This is a genomic window from Streptomyces sp. NBC_00647, from assembly GCF_045207245.1.
GTDB lineage: Bacteria > Actinomycetota > Actinomycetes > Streptomycetales > Streptomycetaceae > Streptomyces.
Map to the genome: position 1 here is coordinate 5,604,748 of NZ_CP109040.1, position 17,035 is coordinate 5,621,782.

General features: G+C 71.0%; 14 protein-coding genes. 9 read left to right on the forward strand and 5 right to left on the reverse strand.

Annotation, left to right across the window (positions count from 1 at the left end):
• Positions 1-151 precede the first annotated feature (151 nt).
• Positions 152-1,684: a substrate-binding domain-containing protein gene (locus OG788_RS24660; protein WP_406373471.1), complete on the forward strand. Its 1,533-nt coding sequence runs from the start codon at positions 152-154 to the stop codon at positions 1,682-1,684.
• A 65-nt stretch (positions 1,685-1,749) separates the two neighbouring features.
• Here OG788_RS24660 and OG788_RS24665 read toward each other — a convergent pair whose 3' ends face one another.
• The gene (locus OG788_RS24665; RefSeq protein ID WP_406373473.1) at positions 1,750-2,493 is read right to left on the reverse strand and encodes an SLATT domain-containing protein; all 744 of its coding nucleotides are present in this window, start codon (positions 2,491-2,493) and stop codon (positions 1,750-1,752) included.
• 290 nt (positions 2,494-2,783) lie between these two features.
• Here OG788_RS24665 and OG788_RS24670 point away from each other — a divergent pair, with 290 nt between their 5' ends.
• From OG788_RS24670 to OG788_RS24700, 7 genes are all read left to right on the forward strand, one after another.
• A complete protein-coding gene (locus OG788_RS24670; protein WP_351543150.1) occupies positions 2,784-3,128 on the forward strand; it encodes a YbaB/EbfC family nucleoid-associated protein in 345 nt (114 codons plus the stop codon).
• 86 nt (positions 3,129-3,214) lie between these two features.
• Complete coding sequence (recR, locus tag OG788_RS24675) at positions 3,215-3,814, forward strand: recombination mediator RecR (protein WP_356747394.1); 600 nt, start codon at positions 3,215-3,217, stop codon at positions 3,812-3,814.
• Entirely contained in the window at positions 3,807-4,466 is a 660-nt protein-coding gene (locus OG788_RS24680; RefSeq protein ID WP_266760961.1) for a DUF5063 domain-containing protein, read from the forward strand. Before recR ends, OG788_RS24680 begins: the two co-directional genes overlap by 8 nt.
• A 275-nt stretch (positions 4,467-4,741) precedes the next feature.
• Positions 4,742-6,034, forward strand: coding sequence for an aspartate kinase (locus OG788_RS24685; protein ID WP_351542961.1), 1,293 nt, complete (start codon positions 4,742-4,744; stop codon positions 6,032-6,034).
• Entirely contained in the window at positions 6,031-7,092 is a 1,062-nt protein-coding gene (locus tag OG788_RS24690; protein ID WP_406373476.1) for an aspartate-semialdehyde dehydrogenase, read from the forward strand. The genes OG788_RS24685 and OG788_RS24690 overlap by 4 nt, the downstream gene beginning before the upstream one ends.
• A 530-nt stretch (positions 7,093-7,622) precedes the next feature.
• Complete coding sequence (locus OG788_RS24695) at positions 7,623-8,198, forward strand: SigE family RNA polymerase sigma factor (RefSeq protein WP_323178842.1); 576 nt, start codon at positions 7,623-7,625, stop codon at positions 8,196-8,198.
• The gene (locus OG788_RS24700; RefSeq protein ID WP_351542967.1) at positions 8,195-9,313 is read left to right on the forward strand and encodes a hypothetical protein; all 1,119 of its coding nucleotides are present in this window, start codon (positions 8,195-8,197) and stop codon (positions 9,311-9,313) included. Before OG788_RS24695 ends, OG788_RS24700 begins: the two co-directional genes overlap by 4 nt.
• A 149-nt stretch (positions 9,314-9,462) precedes the next feature.
• On the opposite strand, the gene OG788_RS24705 is transcribed toward OG788_RS24700, so the two are convergent.
• Both OG788_RS24705 and OG788_RS24710 read right to left on the reverse strand, forming a co-directional pair.
• On the reverse strand, positions 9,463-10,287 hold the full coding sequence (locus tag OG788_RS24705; protein ID WP_406373478.1) for an SURF1 family protein: 825 nt from the start codon (positions 10,285-10,287) through the stop codon (positions 9,463-9,465).
• Between the two features lie 49 nt (positions 10,288-10,336).
• A complete protein-coding gene (locus tag OG788_RS24710) occupies positions 10,337-10,711 on the reverse strand; it encodes a nuclear transport factor 2 family protein (RefSeq protein ID WP_406373480.1) in 375 nt (124 codons plus the stop codon).
• A gap of 207 nt (positions 10,712-10,918) precedes the next feature.
• Here OG788_RS24710 and OG788_RS24715 point away from each other — a divergent pair, with 207 nt between their 5' ends.
• Positions 10,919-12,748, forward strand: a complete 1,830-nt coding sequence (locus tag OG788_RS24715; protein WP_406373482.1) for a prolyl oligopeptidase family serine peptidase — start codon at positions 10,919-10,921, stop codon at positions 12,746-12,748.
• 170 nt (positions 12,749-12,918) lie between these two features.
• On the opposite strand, the gene OG788_RS24720 is transcribed toward OG788_RS24715, so the two are convergent.
• Both OG788_RS24720 and OG788_RS24725 read right to left on the reverse strand, forming a co-directional pair.
• Positions 12,919-14,925 (reverse strand): NAD-binding protein, encoded by a 2,007-nt coding sequence (locus OG788_RS24720; protein WP_406373484.1) that lies wholly within the window; start codon positions 14,923-14,925, stop codon positions 12,919-12,921.
• A gap of 406 nt (positions 14,926-15,331) precedes the next feature.
• On the reverse strand, positions 15,332-16,732 hold the full coding sequence (locus tag OG788_RS24725) for an FG-GAP-like repeat-containing protein (RefSeq protein ID WP_406373487.1): 1,401 nt from the start codon (positions 16,730-16,732) through the stop codon (positions 15,332-15,334).
• Positions 16,733-17,035 lie beyond the last annotated feature (303 nt).

Genomic DNA, 17,035 nt, shown 5'->3' on the forward strand with positions numbered 1-17,035 from the left:
GGTCCCCAGGAGTCCGGCGGCCTGTGAGGTCCCTGGTCGGCACGCCGAATTCCGTGCCTACCAAGGCGGTTGAAGTTCACTTCCCGTAGGTGGGCTGTTTCCGTCCGGAGTCGTACGGTGACCGCACCGCAGGCTCGGGGGAGTGGGTCACGTGGAGTGGCTGAGCGCAGAGAACGTCGTGGCCGTCGGGACCGCCGTCATCGGTGTCGGCGCCTCCGCCGTGATGGTCCGGTACGAACGCAGGGTGCCGCGCCGCAAACGTGTCGGCTACCGCGTCCAGATGGACAACCCCATAGGGGACGACGTCCGTTCGGGACGCGCGAACGTGCGGCTCGGGCTGTTCGAGGAGGCGCCCGGCATGTCCGACGCCACCCTCGTGCTGCTGCGGATCGAGAACGACGGTTCGCAGAGCATCGCCGGGGACGACTACACGAGTCGTGAACGGCACGGTCTGACCGCGGTGTTCACCGACCGCACGATCCGCGGTGTGTCCGTGACCCAGCCGCCCGGCACCGACCACCTGATGGACCACTTCACCCCGGCCGCCGGTCTCAGTTACGCGGACGGCACGCTGCGCATCCCGAGGGTCCCGCTCAACCGGGGCGAGCACTTCAAACTGCTCGTCCTGCTGTCGGGCGGCGACGTGGGATGCCCGATACGGATCGTCGGCGGCATCCGGGACGGCGAGGTCCGGCCCAACCGCAGTACGACACCGGACGACCAGCCGCCGCTGTTCAGCCGCGCGGCCCGGCTGATCACCGTGCTGCTGACGGTGTGCGTCGTCGCGCTCGCCCTGCTCGTCGTCCTGCGCGACGACTCCCCGCCGCCGGTCGGCTGCGCGCAGGGCACGCTGACCGTGACGGGCTCGACCGCCTTCGAGCCCGTCATGCGTGAACTGGCCGAGAAGTACGAGCAGGACTGCGAAGGCTCCGCCATCACGGTGGACGCCCACGGCAGCACGGCCGGCGTGCGCGAACTCGACGCGGCCGGGCGGGAGTCGAAGAACGGGTCCCCGGCCGTCGTCGCTCTCTCCGACGGTCCCAAGCCGGGCGACTTCCCGCGGCTGAGGGAGAACCGGATCGCGGTGTCGGTCTTCGCGCTGGTCGTCAACGACGGGATCCCGGTCAAGAACCTGTCGCTGACCGACGTACGACGTCTCTACCGCGGCGAGATCAGGAACTGGAAGCAGCTGGGCGGACCCGACCGGCCCGTCCTGCTGGTCAGCCGGGACGCCAACTCCGGTACGCGGCAGGTGTTCCAGCGCCGGGTGCTCGGGCGCGGCGAGATCGCCAACTCCTCGCTGGACTGCGTCCACAAGGACGACGCGACGGCACCGCTCGTGCGCTGCGAACTCGACTCCACCGAGCAGGTGCTGAACACCGTCGCCCAGCTGCCCGGCGCGATCGGCTACAGCGAACTCAACAGCGCGGGCGGCCACAAGGGGCTGCACAGGATCGGCCTCGACGGTCACACCGCCTCCGTCGAGGACCTGGAGCGCGGCACCTCGGACTACCCGTACCGCGAGATCGAGTACGCCTACACCTACGGACAGCCGCCCGCCGACTCCCTCGCCTCCGGCTTCCTCTCCTACATCAGCCGGGGCAGCGGCCAGGACGTCGTCCGCACCCACGGTCATCTGCCGTGCGGGACGCCGGTCGGGCTGAAGATCTGCGGCGCCGGGTGACGCCGTGTCGGTGACCGCACACACGGCGCTGTCAGGTGTCAGCGCCGCGGCACCGCCCGGGACCGCTACCGGGGCTCCGGGGGGCGCTGGCGGGGCATGTTCGGGCGGGTTCCCGGGGGCAGCGGCACACGTCCGTTCAGGGGCGGCCCGTCGACCCGGGGGGCTCCCGCCGACGACGACTGGATCCCGAGCGGCGTCGGTCCCGTGCGGAACTCCACCATCCAGTCCGCCGTCTCGGTGCGCACCAGCTCTGTGATGTCCTCCGAGAACCTCCGCAGCACCCCGAGGCACCGGTCGGCCGCCTCGCTGGCCGTCCCGTCCGTGGGCCCGAGGACCTCCCGGACGCTCTCGGACGCCCAGTCGAACTGAAGTACCTGAAGCCGCCGCTGGACGGCCTGCGCGGTGGCCACGTCCCTTATCCATCCGGAGGTCACTCCGAAGAAGCGGTCGACGGCGACACAGGCGACCGCGGACAGCAGCGCCAGATACCCCCACGGAGCGGCACCGCTCACGGACCCGGTGAGATCGAGCAACGGCAGCGCGGCCCCGGCCACGGCTCCCAGCGCGGCCCCGCACCGCAGCAGACGCGCGCCCCACCGCTTCCACATGCGGTCGGACAGGTACCAGGCCGCCGTGTCGAGCGCCCCCTGTTCCACCCACCGGTAGAGCTCATGGAGCCGCTCGGCCGGCTCCCCCCAGTCGCCGAGCGGGAACGGCCGACCGGTCAGGTCACCCGGCCGCAGCCCCGCCGCCCCCTCGCTCCGCCCGTCCTGGGGCGGCCCCTCGGGCTGCATCTCCGGCTGACTCACCCGGCACTCCCTAGTTGACGACGGTGATGACGGACGATGGTCATGAAGCTGACGTTGTGTGACGTCCTGTGACGCGTGGTGCAAATGCGCCGCCCCCTTCCTACCGCCCAATGGGTGGCGATGGACCTGGTTTCAACGGCTTTCCGCCCGGAAGAGGGTCTTGATCAGGTATAGGCGACGCGACGGTGTCACTCGAAAGAGTGCTTGGGCGACGGGCCCGTCGACCACGTAGGCTCATGCTGGACAGGAAAAACGGTCCGGACAGCCGTACTCGAAACCAGGAGCTGATCGTGATTCCCGGTGGTGGCCAGCCCAATATGCAGCAGTTGTTGCAGCAGGCCCAGAAGATGCAGCAGGACCTGGCGAACGCGCAGGAGGAGCTGGCGCGGACGGAGGTCGGGGGCCAGTCGGGCGGCGGCCTGGTGAAGGCGACCGTGACAGGCTCCGGAGAGCTTCGCGGCCTGGTGATCGACCCGAAGGCGGTCGACCCCGAGGACACCGAGACGCTCGCCGACCTGATCGTCGCGGCCGTCCAGGCGGCGAACGCGAACGCGCAGGCGCTCCAGCAGCAGACGCTCGGCCCGCTCACCCAGGGGCTCGGCGGCGGCAGCGGCATCCCCGGTCTGCCCTTCTAAGACCGGTGGCGGCCAACTACCGTACGCACCAGGAAGAAACGTAAGACGGAACCCGGCGGTACCAGGGCACTCGGAAAGGCGATCCGTTGTACGAAGGCGTTGTTCAGGACCTCATCGACGAACTGGGGCGGCTCCCCGGCGTCGGTCCCAAGAGCGCGCAGCGGATCGCCTTCCACATCCTGCAGGCGGACCCGACGGACGTCCGCCGGCTCGCGCAGACCCTCATGGAAGTGAAGGCGAAGGTCCGCTTCTGCGCGACCTGCGGCAACGTCGCGCAGGAGGAGCTGTGCAACATCTGCCGCGACCCGCGCCGCGACCTCTCGGTGATCTGTGTGGTGGAGGAGCCGAAGGACGTCGTCGCGGTCGAGCGGACGCGTGAGTTCCGGGGCAAGTACCACGTGCTCGGCGGCGCGATCAGCCCGATCGAGGGCGTCGGCCCGGACGACCTGCGGATAAGGGAACTCCTGGCCCGTCTCGCCGACGGCGCGGTCACCGAGCTCATCCTGGCCACGGACCCGAACCTGGAGGGCGAGGCCACGGCCACGTATCTCGCCCGCATGATCAAGCCCATGGGCCTCAAGGTCACCCGCCTGGCCAGCGGCCTCCCGGTGGGTGGCGACCTGGAATACGCGGACGAGGTCACGCTCGGCCGCGCCTTCGAGGGGAGACGACTTCTAGATGTCTGACGCCACGCTGCACGCGACCAGCCCGGACCCCGACGACTTCGTGGTCCAGATCGCGGACCAGGTAGAGAGCTTCCTGGTCGCCGTCACCGAGGTGGCCAAGGGCGACGAGCCGGACTCGGCCGTGCCCTTCCTCCTCCTGGAGGTCTCCCAACTCCTCCTGGCCGGCGGCCGTCTCGGCGCGCACGAGGACATCGTCCCCGACGAGCGTTACGAGCCGGACCTCGGCCCGGAGGCGGATGTGGACGAACTCCGCGAGCGTCTCGCGGTGATGCTCGAGCCGATCGACGTCTACTCCGAGGTCTTCGACCCCTACGAGCCCCGCAAGGCCCCGGTCCCGGCCCGAATCTCCGACGACCTCGCCGACGTCATGGCCGACCTCCGCCACGGCATGGCCCACTACCGGGCGGGCCGCACCACGGAAGCCCTCTGGTGGTGGCAGTTCTCCTACTTCTCCAACTGGGGCTCCACCGCCTCCGCGACGCTGCGCGCCCTGCAGTCCGTGGTGGCGCACGTGCGCCTGAACCAGCCCCTGGAGGAGCTCGACGGCCTCGACACCGACCAGGACCTCGGCGAGGAGGCCCTCGCGGAGGAGGCCGGCAAGGTGATGGCGGAGGAGATCGCCGGGCCGCTCGGCCTGCGCACGGTCAAGTAGCCGACCGCGCTCCGGCGGGGGTTCCCGGGGCGGTCGGCCGCGCTCCGGCAGCGGTTCGCGGTGTGACTCGGGGCACTTTCGGAGTGCCGGGGGCCCAGCACGGGCAGGTGCCGTCTCGGAGCGGCCGGATGTCCCTACTGACCTGACATCCCGAGAGATCACGTCGTGAGCGGGACATCTCACGATGCGATACCTCGGAAGGGAAATCCGGCCGCTCGTTAGACTGAGCCGACCGCAGTAGTGCGGTGCAGAGACGGATTGAGCGAGGAGCGCACGTGGGCCTTGTCGTGCAGAAGTACGGAGGTTCCTCCGTAGCCGATGCCGAGGGCATCAAGCGCGTCGCCAAGCGAATCGTGGAAGCGAAGAAGAACGGCCACCAGGTGGTCGTGGTCGTTTCCGCGATGGGCGACACGACGGACGAGCTGATCGATCTCGCCGAGCAGGTATCTCCGATGCCCAGCGGGCGAGAGTTCGACATGCTGCTGACCGCCGGAGAGCGGATCTCCATGGCCCTGCTGGCGATGGCGATCAAGAACCTGGGCCACAGCGCCCAGAGCTTCACGGGCAGTCAGGCAGGTGTCATCACCGACTCGGTCCACAACAAAGCGCGGATCATCGACGTCACCCCGGGCCGTATCCGTACGGCGCTGGACGAGGGCAACATCGCCATCGTCGCCGGTTTCCAGGGTGTCTCGCAGGACAAGAAGGACATCACCACGCTGGGGCGCGGCGGGTCCGACACCACGGCCGTCGCGCTCGCCGCGGCGCTCGAAGCCGAGGTGTGCGAGATCTACACCGACGTGGACGGCGTGTTCACCGCCGACCCGCGCGTGGTGAAGAAGGCGAAGAAGATCGACTGGATCGCCTTCGAGGACATGCTGGAGCTCGCCGCCTCCGGCTCCAAGGTGCTGCTCCACCGCTGTGTGGAATACGCCCGCCGCTACAACATCCCGATCCATGTGCGTTCGTCCTTCAGCGGGCTTCAGGGCACCTGGGTCAGCAGCGCACCACCCGTTCGAAAGACACAGCAGCAAGGGGACCAGAAGGTGGAGCAGGCCATCATTTCCGGTGTCGCTCACGACACCTCCGAGGCCAAGGTCACGGTCGTCGGTGTCCCGGACAAGCCGGGTGAGGCCGCCGCGATCTTCCGCGCCATCGCCAACGCCGAGATCAACATCGACATGATCGTGCAGAACGTGTCGGCGGCCACCACGGGCCTGACGGACATCTCCTTCACCCTCCCGAAGACCGAGGGCCGCAAGGCCATCGACGCCCTGGAGAAGGCGAAGGGCGTGATCGGCTTCGAGTCGCTGCGCTACGACGACCAGATCGGCAAGATCTCGCTCGTCGGCGCCGGCATGAAGACGAACCCGGGTGTGACGGCCGGCTTCTTCGAGGCGCTCACCGACGCCGGGGTCAACATCGAGCTGATCTCCACCTCCGAGATCCGTATCTCCGTCGTCACCCGCGCCGACGACGTCAACGAGGCCGTACGCGCCGTGCACAGCGCCTTCGGACTCGACTCCGACAGCGACGAGGCCGTCGTCTACGGAGGCACCGGGCGATGACCGGACGACCGACGCTCGCGGTCGTGGGAGCGACCGGGGCCGTCGGCACGGTCATGCTCCAGATCCTGTCCCAGCACGCGGACATCTGGGGCGAGATCCGTCTGATCGCCTCGCCGCGCTCGGCCGGCCGCAAGCTGGCCCTGCGCGGCGTCGAGGTCGAGGTGGTGGCCCTGTCGGAGGAGGCCTTCGACGGGGTCGACGTCGCCATGTTCGACGTACCGGACGAGGTGGCCGCCCAGTGGGCGCCGATCGCCGCCGCCAAGGGAGCGGTCGTCGTCGACAACTCCGGTGCCTTCCGGATGGACCCGGAAGTGCCGCTCGTCGTCCCCGAGGTCAATCCGCACGCCGCGCGCGTGCGTCCGCGCGGGATCGTCTCCAACCCGAACTGCACGACCCTGTCCATGATCGTGGCTCTCGGCGCCCTGCACGCCGAGTTCGGGCTGCGCGAACTCGTCGTCTCCTCGTACCAGGCGGTCAGCGGCGCGGGCCGAGCCGGCGTCGACACCCTGCGCCGGCAGATGTCTCTCGTCGCCGGTACGGAACTGGGGACCAGCCCCGGTGACGTACGCCGGGCGGTGGGCGACGACACGGGCCCGTTCCCGGAGCCGGTCGCCCTGAACGTGGTGCCGTGGGCCGGGTCGCTCGCCGAGGACGGCTGGTCCTCGGAGGAGATGAAGGTACGCAACGAGACCCGCAAGATCCTCGGGCTGCCCCATCTGAAGGTCGCGGTGACCTGCGTCCGCGTCCCCGTGGTCACCACGCACTCCCTGACCGTGCACGCCCGCTTCCAGGACGAGGTGACGGTCGACAAGGCCCGGGAGATTCTGGCCACCGCGCCGGGCGTCGTGCTCTTCGACAACCCGGCCGCCGGTGAGTTCCCCACGCCCGCGGACGTGGTGGGCACCGATCCGACCTGGGTGGGCCGGGTCCGCCGGGCCCTGGACGATTCGACGGCTCTCGAACTGTTCGTGTGCGGGGACAACCTGCGCAAGGGTGCTGCCCTGAACACCGCCCAGATCGCGGAGTTGGTGGCGGCGGAGATCGTCGGGACCCCCTAGGACCGGTCCGCAGAACATGCGCCTGATCCACAGGTTCTGCGCTCCCGGCGCACGCCGGCCGTAATCTCGGTGCTCTTCGGCTGATCGGTTTGTAGGATCTGTGTTGGTCCAGTGATCAATTTAATGGTCCGGACCACTTGAATCGACCCCTGTGGGCGTTCGAAGATTTTGCTCCCCGTTCTCCGCAACCGCGCGGAGGGCGGGGAGCGTCTTTGCGGTCGCCATTCAGCGGCTCCGGGGGGCGACAGGGCATTGGGCATAGGGGAAGAGCTGTTACGCATGAGGGCATTTAGTGCACTGTCGCGCTCGCTGGACGGCGTACCGACGGGCCGTCCGCGCGTCGTTCCCGGGGACGGGATTCCGGCCAATGTGACACCCGACGCGAATGTGATGCCTGTCGCGTACAACCCTGCCGGGGGGACGTGTGTCCAACAGGCGTGGCAGAGGTACTCGAATTCACCGCGGTACAGACAAGGGGCACGGCCCTGCGTCCACCCCGCCGACTCCGCAGCCCCGGCGTGCCCGGCGGCATGCCGGTGATCGCGCCCATGCCCGCAGCGCGGCCGGCCCGCATCCCGAACCAGCGCGACGGCGCCGAGGACACCCTGGCGGCGGGAACCACCGTCGACCATCTCACCGAGACCTACCGGGCGCACTACCGCTCGCTTCTCGGCCTCGCGGCGCTCCTGCTCGACGACACCGCCTCCTGCGAGGACGTCGTCCAGGAGGCCTTCATCCGGGTGCACTCGGCGCGCAAGCGCGTGCGGGACCCGGAGAAGACGCTCGCCTATCTGCGTCAGACCGTCGTCAACCTCTCGCGTTCGGCCCTGCGCCGGCGCATCCTCGGCCTCAAGCTCCTCTCGAAGCCGATGCCCGACATGGCGAGCGCCGAGGAAGGCGCGTACGACCAGTTGGAGCGCGACGCCCTGATCAAGGCGATGAAGGGGCTCCAGCGCCGCCAGCGCGAGGTCCTGGTCCTGCGCTACTTCGCGGACATGACCGAGGCCCAGGTCGCCGAGACGCTCGGCATCTCGCTGGGTTCGGTGAAGGCGTACGGCTCGCGCGGTATCGCCGCGCTCCGCGTCGCCATGGGGGCCTCGGCATGAGCGGGTACGACGAAGGGCGGCGCCCCGAGGAACAGGGGCGCCCGGAACACGAGCACAAGCAATCGCACGCTGGGAACGGAACTGTGAACCACGGCCCCGACGAACAGCCCGACACACAGGGCACGGACGGACTGGGATCCGAAGGCCTCGGCTCCGACGAGCTGGCACTGCGCCGGCTGCTGCACCAGGCCGTCGAGGAGATCGAACCCTCCGACGGCACGCTGGACCATCTGCGCCGCGCGGTACCGGCACGACGGGCCCGCAAGCGCCAGGCCGTGGTCGGCATGGCCGCGGCGGCGCTCTTCATCGGCACGGCGATCCCGGCGTTCGTCCACGTCTCCAACTCCTCCGGGTCGAAAGCCGACCCGTCCATGGTGGGCAACACCGCGGAGGCCCAGGGCGGAGCGAGCCAGGGCAAGGGCGCGGACGGCGGCAAGGACGCGGGCGGCTCCGCCGGCACGTCCAAGGGCCAGGGCACGGACGACAGGACGAAGAAGCCGGACGGCAAGGGCACGGGCCCGGGCGGGGCCGCCACGGGCGGTGCCGACCCTTCGGCGTCGGCCGCGGCCTCCACGGCCTGCACGATCAACCAGCTCGGCGGAGCCTCCGGCGTCGCCGCCGGCCCGGACTCCACCGGCGCGGTCTACGGCTCCTTCACCGTCTCGAACATCTCCACGACCGCCTGCACGGTCACCGGCGCCGGCACCGTCAACGCGGACGTCCAGGGCGCGGCGGACAGGGGCAAGGTCGGTGTGGCGACGCATGTGGCGGGCGACGCGGCCGCCGGGCTGCCCGACCCCTCCACGGAGGTCGCCTCCCTGGTGCTCCAGCCGGGCGCCTCGTATCTGGTGAAGTTCGCCTGGGTGCCCTCGGAGACGTGCCCGACCGTGGAGCCCTCACCCGATCCGACGCCCACGGAAGGCGCCACCGACACCGGCGGCACCTCGACCGAGACGGGCGGCGGCACCGCGGCCCAGCTCCTCGTCGAGGACGGCGTGCAGGACGGCAGCGTCATCGTCTCCAGCACGGCCGCGACGGGCGGCGCGGCGGCGTCGGTGAACGTCCCCAACGCCTGCGCGGGCACGGTCTACCACACGGGAATCCTGGCGTCCTGACCCGTGCGCGGCGCGCCGGCCGACCGATGAGCGGCGCGTGGCCGAGGGGCGGTGCCTGGAGGTCGGGCTCGCCCCGGCCGCGCCGGCAGGCGGCCGCGCCGGCAGGCGGCGGTGCCGGCGGGTGGCGGTGCCGGGCGGTGGCGGTGGTGTCAGGCCGTGGCGGACGGCGTCACCGCGGTGGTGGCGTCGTCGTCCCCCGGCTGCCTCTCGGGCGGGTCCGGGAGCAGCCCCAGTTCGGCGTCGCGGGCGAACTCCACCTCGCGGCGCAGCAGCCGGAACCACATGAAGACGACGAAGCCCGCGAAGACGAACCACTCGCCGGTGTAGCCGAGGTTCTGGAACGCCTTGAGGTCCAGGCCCGTGTTCTGCGGCGCGGTCGGAGGCACCGCCTTCATCCCGGCATCCGCCTCGGCCAGCGTGATCCACGCGTCGTACGGGGCGTACGGCACGAGGTTCACCAGCGACGAGGAGCTGATCGCGGCGGTCTGCCCCGGGGGAAGTCCCCCGGCCGTGCTGACACCGTTCGACCCCGGACTCTCGGACGCCTGGAGGGCACCCGTGACGGTGACCTCGCCGCCGGGCGCGGCCGGGGCCTTCGCCGGGTCGGCGTCACCGGGCAGCCAGCCCCGGACGACGGGCAGCGCCTTGCCGCCGTCGACCCGCAGGAGCGTCAGCACGTAGTACCCGCGCCTGCCGTCCAGTTCGCGGCCGGGCACGAGGAGCTGCTTGCCGTACCGCCCCTTCGCGGTGGTCTGCTTGCCGGACGTCTCCGTGGTCACGGGCAGCATCTCGGCCAGCGGCCGGGCCGGGTCCGTCTTGGCCGCCGAAGCCGCCCTGTCCGCCGTCCGGTGGTCCTGTACGCGGTCCTCGAAGCGCCCCAGCTGCCACGACCCCATGAACACGCAGAAGGGGATGGCCAACAGCACGAAGACGTTGATCCCCCACCATCGGGGCGTCAGCAGGAACCGGTACACGCCTTCCACGGTACGGGGCCGCCGTGCGGGACTCGGCCGTGGGTCCCGCTCAGTAGCGCTCGGCCAGATGCTCCCGGCCCGCCGGCGGCTCGTACGGCTCGGGCCAGAAGTCGGTCACCGTGGCGATACGGCCCTCCTCGTCCGCCGTGAAGAACGTGATCGCGTGCATCTTCTCCAGACCCACGGTGACGAGGGTCCAGGTGACGGCCTGACCGGGCTCGGTCATGACCCGCTCCATCCGGACCTGCCAGTCCCCCGGATACTCGCGGTTGAACTCGACGTACCGCGCCCTGCCGCTGATGCGCTCCCGTGTCTGCGGCAGGGTGTAGACGACGTCCTCGGCCAGCAGGTCCGCGAAAGCGACCCACTCCCGGGCGTTGGCGGCGGCCCAGTAACTCTCGACGGTCTTGCGCAGATCGGTCATGCGAAAAAGTCTGCACCCCGGCACTGACATCGCCCCTGACCTGCACATCTGCCCTCACTACGAGGCCGGCCCCGGCCCGCCTTTCCCGGCCGCGGGCTCGGCTCCGCGCGCCGGCCGGAGGGCGGCGAATTGCCCGGGGTCCGCGAAGTTGTCCACAGGCCGGAGACCTCGTCGGCACGGGCCGGGCGGGCCAGGCACTATGGGGCCATGACTGAGAGCACCAGGTCCACCGAGCAGCACCAGGCAGACATGCCCGACTGGGAGAAGCGCTTCCGGGCGCCGCGGGTGTCCCTGCCGGACTGGGCGGAGGACGCCCCGCACCGCTCCCTGTTCGTCTCGAACGCGACTGGGACGTACGAGCTGTACGCGTGGGACCGCGCGACGGGGGAGCAGCGCCAGGTCACGCACCGGGCGAACGGCACGACGGACGGGGTGCTCTCGCCCGACGGCGAGTGGATCTGGTGGTTCGACGACAAGGACGGCGACGAGTTCGGCATCTGGCGCCGCCGCCCCTTCGGGGCCGCCCTGGTCGACGGAGAGACCGACGAGCCGGCGGTCCCCGGTCTCGACCCCTCCTACCCGGCGGGCCTGGCCATCTGCCGGGACGGGCGTACGTCCGTCGTGGGCCGCTCGACGGACGACGACGGCTCGACGATCCATCTGGCCCGCACCGGCGAGGCCCCGGTGGAGCTCTACCGGCACCGTGAGTCGGCCGGGGTCGGCGACCTCTCGCACGACGGCTCGCTGATCGCCGTCGAGCACACCGAGCACGGCGACGCGATGCACTCGGCGTTGCGGGTGCTGCGCCCGGACGGTTCGGCGGTCGCCGAGCTCGACGACACCGAGGGCGGCACGGTCGAGCTGGGCCTCGAGGTGCTGGGCTTCGCCCCCGTCGACGGGGACAGCCGGCTGCTCATCGGGCACCAGCGGCGCGGCCGCTGGGAGCCCCTGGTGTGGGAGGTGACGACCGGCGAACAGACGGACCTGCGCATCGACCTCCCCGGTGACGTGGCCGCCGAGTGGTATCCGGACGGCTCGGCCCTCCTCATCGCCCACAGCTTCGAGGCGCGCAGCGACCTGTGGCGCTACGACCTCGCCTCCGGCGAGCTGACCGAGGTCGCGACCCCGCCCGGCACGGTCTCCGGGGCGACGGCCCGCCCGGACGGGACCGTGGAATACCTGTGGTCCTCCGCGGCCGAACCGTCGGCCGTCCGTTCGACGACCGGCGAGATCGTCCTGGACCCGCCCGGCCTGAAGTCCCCGGGATCGGTCCCCGTGGAGGACGTCTGGGTCGAGGGACCCGGCGGCCGCGTCCACGCCCTGATCCAGAAGCCGGTGGGCACCACCGGCCCGCTGCCCACCGTCTTCGAGATCCACGGCGGCCCGACCTGGCACGACAGCGACTCGTTCGCGGCGGGCCCGGCGGCCTGGATCGACCACGGCTACGCGGTGGTCCGGGTCAACTACCGAGGCTCCACGGGCTACGGCCGCGAGTGGACCGATGCCCTCAAGCACCGCGTCGGGCTCATCGAGCTGGAGGACATCGCGGCGGTCCGCGAGTGGGCGGTGACGTCCGGCCTGGCCGACCCCGACCGCCTGATCCTCACCGGCGGTTCCTGGGGCGGCTATCTCACCCTCCTCGGCCTCGGCGTCCAGCCCGACGCATGGGCCCTCGGCATCGCCGCCGTCCCGGTCGCCGACTACGTCACGGCGTACCACGACGAGATGGAGGCGCTGAAGGCCATGGACCGCACGCTGCTGGGCGGCACTCCGGAAGAGGTCCCCGAACGCTTCGAGGCGTCCTCTCCGCTGACCTACGTCGACGCGGTCAAGGCTCCCGTGTACATCTCGGCCGGTGTCAACGACCCCCGCTGTCCCATCCGCCAGATCGACAACTACGTCCACCGTCTCGCCGCCCGCGAAGCCGTCCACGAGGTGTACCGCTACGACGCGGGCCACGGCTCCCTGGTGGTCGACGAACGCATCAAGCAGGTCCGCCTGGAACTGGACTTCGCGGAGCGCCACTTGGGGAAGTAGCCCCAGCCCCTCCACTCGGGCCGATCCGGGACCCGCCGTGTGCCGCGTTCCTCCGGGAGGTCCCAGACCCCTCCCGGGGGCCTGCGCTGGTCTGGGCAGTGCCTGTTCAGTGCCTGCGCCCGACGGAAGCCGGGGCCCGACGCGGGCCGAATGACGACGCGGGCCGGGCGTCACTCCCCGGCCCGCTGCCGAGGCCGTCGGCCGAGCAGCTCCGCGAGCCCTCGCCGCGTCGCGGCGAGCACCACGCGGTCCTCGGCCCGCAGGACGTACGTGGAGGGCAGGTCCCACACCAGTCCGGGACCGTGCGAGGCGGACGCCGGTGCCGCCCGGCGCTCTCCGGGCGCCGCCGTGTCCAGCGCGAGCACCCGCCACGCCCCCGCCCGAAACGCCTCCCCGACCGTGCGTCCCTCCAACTGCGGATGCCCGCCCACATCCACCGCGGCGAACAGCAGCACCCGCCGCTCGACGGGAATCGCCCCGAGGATCTGGCGCCCCATCATCGCCCCCGCGAACGCGGGCGCGGCCAGATGGGACACGCTGCGGCTCCGGGTGAGCGCGTCGGGATGCGCGGCTCGCAGGGTGCGGTACACGGCGGTCGCGAAGTCGTCGTCGTACAGCCGCAGTACGACCCGCAGATCGGGCTGTACGGTCCGTGCGTACAGCACGGCCTCCAGGTTCGTGGTGTCCGCGCTCGTCAACGCCAGCAGGGCGTGCGCCCGATGAATCTTGGCGGCCTCCAGCACGCCTTCCTGCGTCACGTCCCCCAGCACCACGGGCACCCGCAGCCGGCGGGCCAGCGCCAGTCCCCGCGCCTCGGGATCGGCCTCGACGCACACGACGGGAATGCGCAGCTCCCGCAGCCGGGCCAGCACCCGCGTACCGATCTTGCCGACCCCGAGCAGCACCACGTGCCCGGACAGTCCACGCGGCGGCTTCCGCAGGGCGGACCCGCTGCGGAAGGTCCCGAGCGCCTCCAGCACGGCGGCGAGCAGCACCGGCAGCAGCAGCAACCCGACGACCCCGGAGCAGAGTTGGAGGACCTGCCGCCCGAGCGGCTGCCCGATCGCCGGATCGTTGATGGCGAAGAGGTCGAGCAGTGTCAGATACGTCGCCTGGAGCGGAGGCTCTCGGGTGACCAGCATCGACGCGACCGCGAGCCCGATCACACACGCGACGAGTCCCACGAACGACCAGCGCAGCCGCCGCGACAGCAGGGAACCGAACCAGGGGACGACGCCCCGCCCGGCGTTCAGTTCGGGACCGGAGTACGCCACGTTCTCCAGAACGACGGTGCCGCGCCCCGTCGCGGCGGCCACTGCCCTTTCGTCGGGCAGGAGTTGGGGACCCTGTGCTCCGCTGCTCTCCGAACCGTCGGCGCCGGCGGGGTCGTTGGTCGTGGCGGACAGCAGTGCCAGCGTGCACAGCCCGGGATCGGCGACTTCACCAGGACCGGGCGGCGGTCGCTCCACCGCGCGCAGCATCAGCCCGTCGGTCTGGACGACCTTGCTGGTACCGGCAACGGCGGTCGCGGCCAGCGCGGGCGCGGCCGTGTCGGCGTCGGACAGCACGGTGGTCGACGCGTCGAAGGCCTCGACGCCTCCGTCCGCCCGCGCGGCATCGGGCCCTGAAGCGGCCCCGGCATCGGCGCCGGCAGCGAGCGCGCTGTCGGCCGCGGCCGCGGCGTTGGCCAGGGCCGAGGCCTGGTCCAGGAGGGCCTCGATGTGCTGCCCGAGGCGCCGGTTGTAGAGCCGCAGGACCAGCCGGATCCGCGGGTTGAGCCGCCGGGCGGTGAGTGCGGCGCGGATGTTGGTCTCGTCGTCGTCATAGACGAGCGCGAGTGCGGCGGCCCGCTCGACGCCCGCGTAGGCGAGCACGCTCTCGGTGAGTTCGGCGGCCTCCAGCACCCGCTCGGAACCGGGAGCCTCACCTGTCCGGACACCCCCGGCTTCACCATTCCCGGCCCCGGCCCCACCTGCGTTCCCGTTTCCGTTCCCGGAGGCGCGGTTCACCGCGGCGGACACACGGTCGAACAGGGCGGTGGCCCGTGTCCGCCCGACGACCGGCGGCCGCACACCGTGCTGCGCGGGCGGCACCACGAGGGTCACCCGCTCGCCGTACACCCCACGCAACTCGGCGGCCAGCCGGTGCGCCAGGGCGTCGTCCCCGGCCACCACCATGTGCGCACCGGCGTCACTCGACGCACTCTGAGACGGAAGATTCCCCACGAGGAAGAAGACTGCCGCACGGGTGCGGGTGGTTCCAGTGGGGAAGCCCGGCGCATCCGGGAGGCCCCTCCCGCCCCGGGACGAAGCGGAGCGGTTGGACACTCACCCGGCGCTGCTCCTCAACTGCCGTGTCTGGTCCGCAGTTACCCGCGGACCGGACACGGGCGTCACCTCTTGACCGTCACCTGGAAAGGGGCCAGGTCCGGGCTTGGAGCGAGCTTGTTGCTCTCGGGAGCCGGTGGGCTGGTCATCCGTCCGCTGAGGGCGGTTGACAGTCGGCGCATGCACTCACTCTTTGGGGCCTTGGACCTTCGGGCCGTCCGGACTCGTCCGCGCATGCCCCGCCGGCCGGACGGGCTCAGCGCGGGAAGGTGGCTCCGAATCGGGAACCCTTTTCCGGCGCGTTCAGTGTGCCGGGGCTGAAGGAGGCGATGTTGGTGGTCGTCAGGCCGTTCTTCGAGCCGCGGAGGAGCCAGGCCGCGCCCGAGTCCTGGTAGGTGCCGTCCTCCTGGGGCGTGCCCACGGCGAGGTCCGCGCGATGGTTGGCGTTGACGTCCGTGAGCAGGACGGAGGCGCCGAAGTTGTCGCCCTTCTCCGAAACGCCCGGCACGCCGGACGTGGACTGGTTGAAGGCCTGTGCCCCGGTACCGGTGAGGCCGGACGCGCCGCCCTTGAGCAGGACCACCGCACCTGCCTCACGGATCGAGCCGATGTCCTCGCCGGGTACGCCCACCGCTATGTCCGGGTAGCCGTCGCCGGTCACGTCGCCGGCGGCGAGCGAGTAGCCGAACTGGTCGCCGTAGTCGGTGTCGCCGTTGCCCTCCTCGCCGACGCCCGGGACGCCCGCCGTGTCCTGGTTGATCTTGCTGGTACGGCTGGAGAAGCCGGACGCCGAGCCGTAGACGACGCGGATGTCGCCGGCCTGGTACTCCCTCGTCTCGGAGACGTGGTCGACCTGACGGGCGATGAAGTCGCCGTAGCCGTCCTTGTTCACGTCGGCGATGAGCCCGCCGACCGTGTAATAGCCGGAGGACTGGAAGCTCTTGCTCAGTCCTGTGGACGTGCCCTTCCACAGGCGGGACTTGTATTGCATCTCGTCGAAGCCGTGCTGGGTGACGACGTCGTCCTTGCCGTCCCCGGTGACGTCGCCGACGGTGAAGTCCTGCGGGCCGTCCTCGTCGTCGAAGGCGAGCGTGTCGGTCGACGCGGGCACTCCGGCGCGGGTGAAGGGACCGAAGCGCACCTCCAGCGAGCCACCGACGTTGGCGACGAGGTCGGCGTGACCGTCGCCGTTGATGTCACCGGCACCCACCTGGTACGCCCTACCGGCGAGTGCGGCGCCGCCGCGGAGTCCCTGTGCGGAGCCCCACAACACCACAGGCGTGTAGTAACCGCCGACCACGAGGTCGGTGTAGCCGTCCTCGTCGAGGTCGCCGGCCGCTGTCCAGCTGCCGAAGGCGTCGTACTCCGTGACGTCCCCGGGCACGCCCTCGGTGGCGCGCGTGATCAGCTCGGAGTGCGCGGTGTCGGCCCCGGCGGAGGAGCCGTACACGACCGACAAGTAGCCCGCGTCGCCGACGCCCGACACCGTGGCGTTGGGCGCGCTGATCGCCAGGTCGGCGAACCCGTCGCCGTTGAAGTCGATCACCGGCGTCGTCGTCGCGGCGGAGGCCGGTGCGGCCAGGAGCACGGGGGCGGTCAGCAGCGCGGCGAGCGCGGCACAACCCACGGCGGAACGACGGCGATTGCGGTTGGGCACGGAGACTCCCGGTATCGGTCCCTGGTACATCGGTCGTTCATGTTGACCACTGCCGCTGCGTAATGGTTGTGGCGCGCGTGACTTCGGCTGTCCCCGGCCTGTCTTGGGGCGGCCCGAACCACTTCAGGGACCTAACCGACGGTCGGGACCGTGAACGTAACTGGATGAGACGGAAGTTGAGACGGGTTGCGGCTCGGGCGGACGATCACGCGTCGCGCTTGCAGCAGCGCACTTTGTCATGCGTGCCCGCTGATGGGTTTTGCCCATCGACCGGCCGGTGCGTACCCGATCCGAGTCTCAGAT